6 protein-coding genes and 1 pseudogene are annotated in these 4518 nt (G+C 45.4%); 4 read left to right on the plus strand and 3 right to left on the minus strand.

The window, feature by feature from the left end; all coding sequences use genetic code 11:
• Nucleotides 1-418: 418 nt before the first annotated feature.
• Nucleotides 419-937, minus strand: a complete 519-nt coding sequence (locus FH749_15705) for a hypothetical protein (GenBank protein ID MTI96889.1) — start codon at nucleotides 935-937, stop codon at nucleotides 419-421.
• Nucleotides 938-955: 18 nt separating this feature from the next.
• Nucleotides 956-1804: a hypothetical protein gene (locus FH749_15710; GenBank protein ID MTI96890.1), complete on the minus strand. Its 849-nt coding sequence runs from the start codon at nucleotides 1802-1804 to the stop codon at nucleotides 956-958.
• Between the two features lie 74 nt (nucleotides 1805-1878).
• On the opposite strand from FH749_15710, the gene FH749_15715 reads away from it, so the two are divergent.
• The 3 genes from FH749_15715 (at nucleotide 1879) to FH749_15725 (ending at nucleotide 3496) form a co-directional block, all read left to right on the plus strand.
• A complete protein-coding gene (locus tag FH749_15715; protein MTI96891.1) occupies nucleotides 1879-2385 on the plus strand; it encodes a transposase in 507 nt (168 codons plus the stop codon).
• Nucleotides 2386-2483: 98 nt separating this feature from the next.
• The gene (locus FH749_15720; protein ID MTI96892.1) at nucleotides 2484-3023 is read left to right on the plus strand and encodes a transposase; all 540 of its coding nucleotides are present in this window, start codon (nucleotides 2484-2486) and stop codon (nucleotides 3021-3023) included.
• Nucleotides 2909-3496 carry a transposase family protein gene (locus tag FH749_15725; protein MTI96893.1) on the plus strand — a complete coding sequence of 196 codons (588 nt, stop codon included), beginning with the start codon at nucleotides 2909-2911 and terminating at the stop codon, nucleotides 3494-3496. Before FH749_15720 ends, FH749_15725 begins: the two co-directional genes overlap by 115 nt.
• 214 nt (nucleotides 3497-3710) lie before the next feature.
• On the opposite strand, the pseudogene FH749_15730 reads toward FH749_15725, so the two are convergent.
• A pseudogene (locus FH749_15730) lies at nucleotides 3711-3905 on the minus strand (transposase).
• Nucleotides 3906-4358: 453 nt separating this feature from the next.
• On the opposite strand from FH749_15730, the gene FH749_15735 reads away from it, so the two are divergent.
• On the plus strand, nucleotides 4359-4518 hold a 160-nt coding region (locus FH749_15735), incomplete at its 3' end, for an ABC transporter ATP-binding protein (GenBank protein MTI96894.1).

Genomic DNA, 4518 nt, shown 5'->3' on the forward strand with positions numbered 1-4518 from the left:
GGAATATGCCCAAAGACTTGCAACGACTTAGTTCAAGCCGAAACACATTGGTAAGCCGTATGCCTTAGCAGGGCACGTGCGGTTTGATGAGGGGGTAGCCATGAGAGTGGTTACCCTACTCTATTTGACGAGGCTAAACAGGCCTAAAACAGCTCATCCAGGAGGATATAGAACTCCACCCGCTGCCAGTCCGGCTCGGCCAGGCCGTAATCTTTAAACGCGCGCGCCCCCGGTGCATCATACCGGGAAATGGAGATTTTTGTCGAATATGGTAGCGGGAATTGATTTTCCTCAGGACTTGCATGTTTATGTTGAAATACAAAATGCTTCCTTTTCCGGCAGATAGTTTCGCCAAGGGAGCATTTTGCAGTCGGACTAGGAACCTGTCCCCCTGTCAGGGGGGTAGCAATTGCCTGTCCTATTCTTTGGGTAATGCAACTGTAGTGGAGAACTCCTCTCCTCCGGGACCATCAGGTCTGAAATAAACCTGCACTGAGCGGCAGTTTCGCTTAACAAGGAACACAAGCTGATGGTTGATCGCTGCGCCCGGCTGAACACGCTCAGAGATTATCGCTTTGTTGGGCTCGTCATATATTCGGTCTGGTGTTCCTGCAGTAGGGGAAACATGGAACATATCATTACGGACATAGCTACTGTCTTCACCATTGTTGATTATGGTGAGGTCGATCGCCCAAATAACAGTGGGAACCCAACTCCTGTTTTCGTATCCGGGTAACCGGCTTCCGGCAGTAGTCAACGCATCAAAACTTAACTCCCACTCATTGGCAGATAAGTGTTGGGTCAAAGAAAATTCCTGCTCAGGGTATGGTTTTGTCAATTGCGCCAGCACAAAATTATAGCCGGAGTAGATTAAAATTGCGGTTAGGGCAATGAACAGAATTACCTTGAAATTATTTCTCAGGTTGGCTATTTGCAATGCTTTTACCCCCTTGGATTATACTTTCTCTGTAAAGGTTAGGTAAACACCGTCTTCTGGCCCCGGGGCGACTGTCATTGTATGAGTACGATAATCAATAATCAAAGCATTACTCTCCGAGAAAAGGTCTTCTGCTTCAAAAGGTATGGAGCTCATGTCCAATGTATAATCATCAAATCCTAAAGGGCCAGATGGGTCGGGCATAGAAATGTTTGCAACAGAGTATATCTTGTTTAAACTTGTTTGCAGGGTGCTTTTCTGAGAAGAAGTCCATTTTGTTCCACATGACTGTATGTGAAGTGGCCCTAAAAATAAATCCATTGAAACATAAATCCTCCCAGCTTCTGACACCAATGTGTGTTGTGAAGGCACTGAGTACCCTAAAGTGGAGTATGCTTGCTGTATAAGTGAGGGGTTAAAGTAGACAGTTGAAGCCTTAGTGGTTCCTTTCTTGACCGTCACAAATCCGTCCATCCACCCATACGCACGGAGATAAGGTTCAAGGGAGCCACATGGATTTGAGCACCAGTTTTTCTCAGGATGTTTATTGTATAAATCGTTTACGGCACTTGTTCGTGAGTCTTGATAGTAATGTGAAAACCAGCCATGGGCCCAGGCATAGGCAGTTGTATTTGATGCATAGTTCCTGCCTGCTAACATTGCCAATGTGTAACTAAATGCATAGCTATCTGTTTTGATACCATAGGCAACGTTCAAGAATTCTCGACCTAAATCCGCTTGATACGAGCCTTCCCTAAATGCATTTCTTTGTGCAGCCATAGAATATATTTGATTTCCAACCACTTCACCGACATGTGTGTGCGTGTACGGTGCCCATGCAACGTTAAGGGATAATAACACGAACATAATCAAGCCCCCATGTGTTAGGATAGTTGTCGTATAGATGATATGATGTTCTCAAGAAAGGTTGTGTCTATACGATGGCAAAAAGAGTGTTTAGTGCCGAATATAAACAGCAGATTTTATCGCAACTGCAACCCCCGGAAAATAAGACCATCCCCGAGATTGCAGCTCAGGAAAATATTCCTCAAACGACAATATACGGTTGGGTATCCAAGGCCCGAAAAAATGGGCAGATTATCCCCAACAACAGTGCCAAGTCAAATGACGATAAATGGAGTGAAGTTGATAAGCTACGAATTGTCTTTGAGACGTTCTCCCTTAATGAAGAAGAGCTAGGTCAGTACTGCCGTGAACACGGTTTATACACCACCGATATCAAGCGGTGGCGAAAAACTATGGAATCCTCCCTTGGCTCTGGGAAATCCCCTAAGGACGTTGAGGCTGAGCTTAAGTCCGAAAAGGAACAAAATCATAAGCTTAAGCGGGAATTAAAATATAAGGAAAAAGCTTTAGCCGAGACCGCCGCCCTGCTAGTGCTTAGAAAAAAGGCCAATGCGATTTGGGGGGACCCCGAGGAAGACTGATTAGCACCTCAGATCGCAGAATTGCAGTCCAGCTAATCAGTGAGGCTAATACAGCCGGTGCAAGATTAGATCTCGCATGTAAGGAGTTAGGTATCTCTGTGCGGACATACCAGCGCTGGATGAAGGACGGGGGAGCTGATTCTATTGATAAGCGTCCAACCGCTAAGCGAAGGCCTCCCTCAAACAAACTTAGTGAAGAGGAAAAGAAGGAAATAATCAAAGTATGCAATAGAGACAAATTTGCGGACTTAACGCCAGCCCAAATTGTGCCCAAGCTAGCCGACCAGGGAGTTTATATTGCCTCCGAGTCTACATTTTATAAAGTTCTAAAAGAAGCTAATCAGACCAGTAAACGCACTAGAGTCAATCCACCCCGGACAAGCTCTTTGACAACACACATAGCAACCGGACCGAACCAGGTTTGGTCATGGGATATCACTTGGCTGCCCGCAGTCATCAAGGGGCTCTATTATAAGCTGTATATGGTCATCGATGTATTTAGCAGGTTTATAATTACTGGGAGATCCATGAAACTGAGTCATCCAAGCATGCTCAAGATTTGGTCACGAAAGCCGTTTTCAAACATAGAGTTTTCCGGGGGCCACTGGTGCTTCACTCTGATAACGGCAGTCCCATGAAGGCCCAAGACTTTCAGAACCTGTTAGCTCAATTGGGAGTAACAAGATCCTACTCTCGCCCAAGGGTGAGCAACGACAACCCTTTTTCCGAATCCCTATTCAAAACACTGAAGTATACAAAGGACTTTCCTCTAAAGGGTTTCGTCTCCATTGATGAAGCGAGAAAATGGGTTCAAAAATTCGTTGAGCTTTATAACACTGAATTTCTCCACAGCGGCATTAAATTTGTAACGCCTCAACAGCGACATACAGGAAAAGATGTCGAAATATTAGCTAAGAGGGATGAGGTGTATAGGGAAGCCAAAAAGAGAAAGCCTGAACGTTGGTCTACGGAGACCAGAAACTGGAGCCGGATTGATCGAACCCCACAGATGAGTTGCGTAACGTTGATGAAAAGAAAAAGCGACAACTTCCTTGACAATCACCGAGCACAAAAATTTTTTCAAACCGTCTCTACTCCTTTTCAAAATTAATCGACACCTGGGGCTAAATCTTGAATCACATCACCTCCGCTGATTCAAGTGTCCGAATTGCGCCAATTAAAGTATAGCATATCCCGAATTTATTATGGGGTACTTCTGGTGTAAGTGTATTTTTTTCCGGTGAAAGTGCGCTTTTCGACAAAAACCGACCTTTTTCGCGACCCAGCTAGCCTCCTCGAGGTTTGAGATTCTGGATTTCCGGTTCTCATAACGAGGGTAGCTCTACCCCCAGCGCTCGGTAGATATCTTCCTGCTTCTTAGTCACCTCACCAAGCAACCGACCGTGCTCAGGTGACTGAAAAAGCTCGATTGTATCCAATTCATCAAGTAGTCCCTGCAGTGTCCATTTCTCAAACAGACCTGCATCTTGCATCTTTTTCTTGACGTAAGAAAGATAAATAAAGCATAGCACTGACCAAGAGCAGGCCAATTGTGATACCGAATGTTCCTCGGTTGGTTTCGTGATATATGCGCAAGTTGGTGCCCAACTGGACCCAAAACTCGTTCAAGCGGGCATACAACGGCCTCTCTTCTTTGATACCGATTTTATAGTCAGGGGCTTGAATGAAGATAGCTCCTCGTGGCACCGACATGTTATGGTCACGGGTGAAAGAGAGCGGTTCAACTGTAAAGAGTGTTTGGGAGAAATCAGTCATCAATCGTGATATCGTTGCATTCATTGCCCGGGTATATGGTTCCACCTCTCGTCGATCAGCAAACAATTCTCCGGGAGTATAATAATTAAACACCGCTTGATTGTCTTGGGAGTGGCAGGCGAAATCCCAGTAGGCATGATAGCCTGTGGCTGCTTCTAGCCGATGGGTGAAACGTTGCTGGATCTACGCTCCTATACTTGTTGGGTCTTCTGGAGCAACCCACTGAAGGAAAAATTATGTGCCAGGGCATAGATTTGCACAAACTCAATGACCGTCAACAGGCAGATTTTCGTCGTACTCAGGTTGGCTTCGTGTTCCAGCAGTATAACTTGTTGCCGGTCTTAACAGCTTCGGAAA

The organism is Bacillota bacterium, from assembly GCA_009711825.1.
Taxonomy (GTDB): Bacteria; Bacillota; Proteinivoracia; order UBA4975; family VEMY01; genus VEMY01.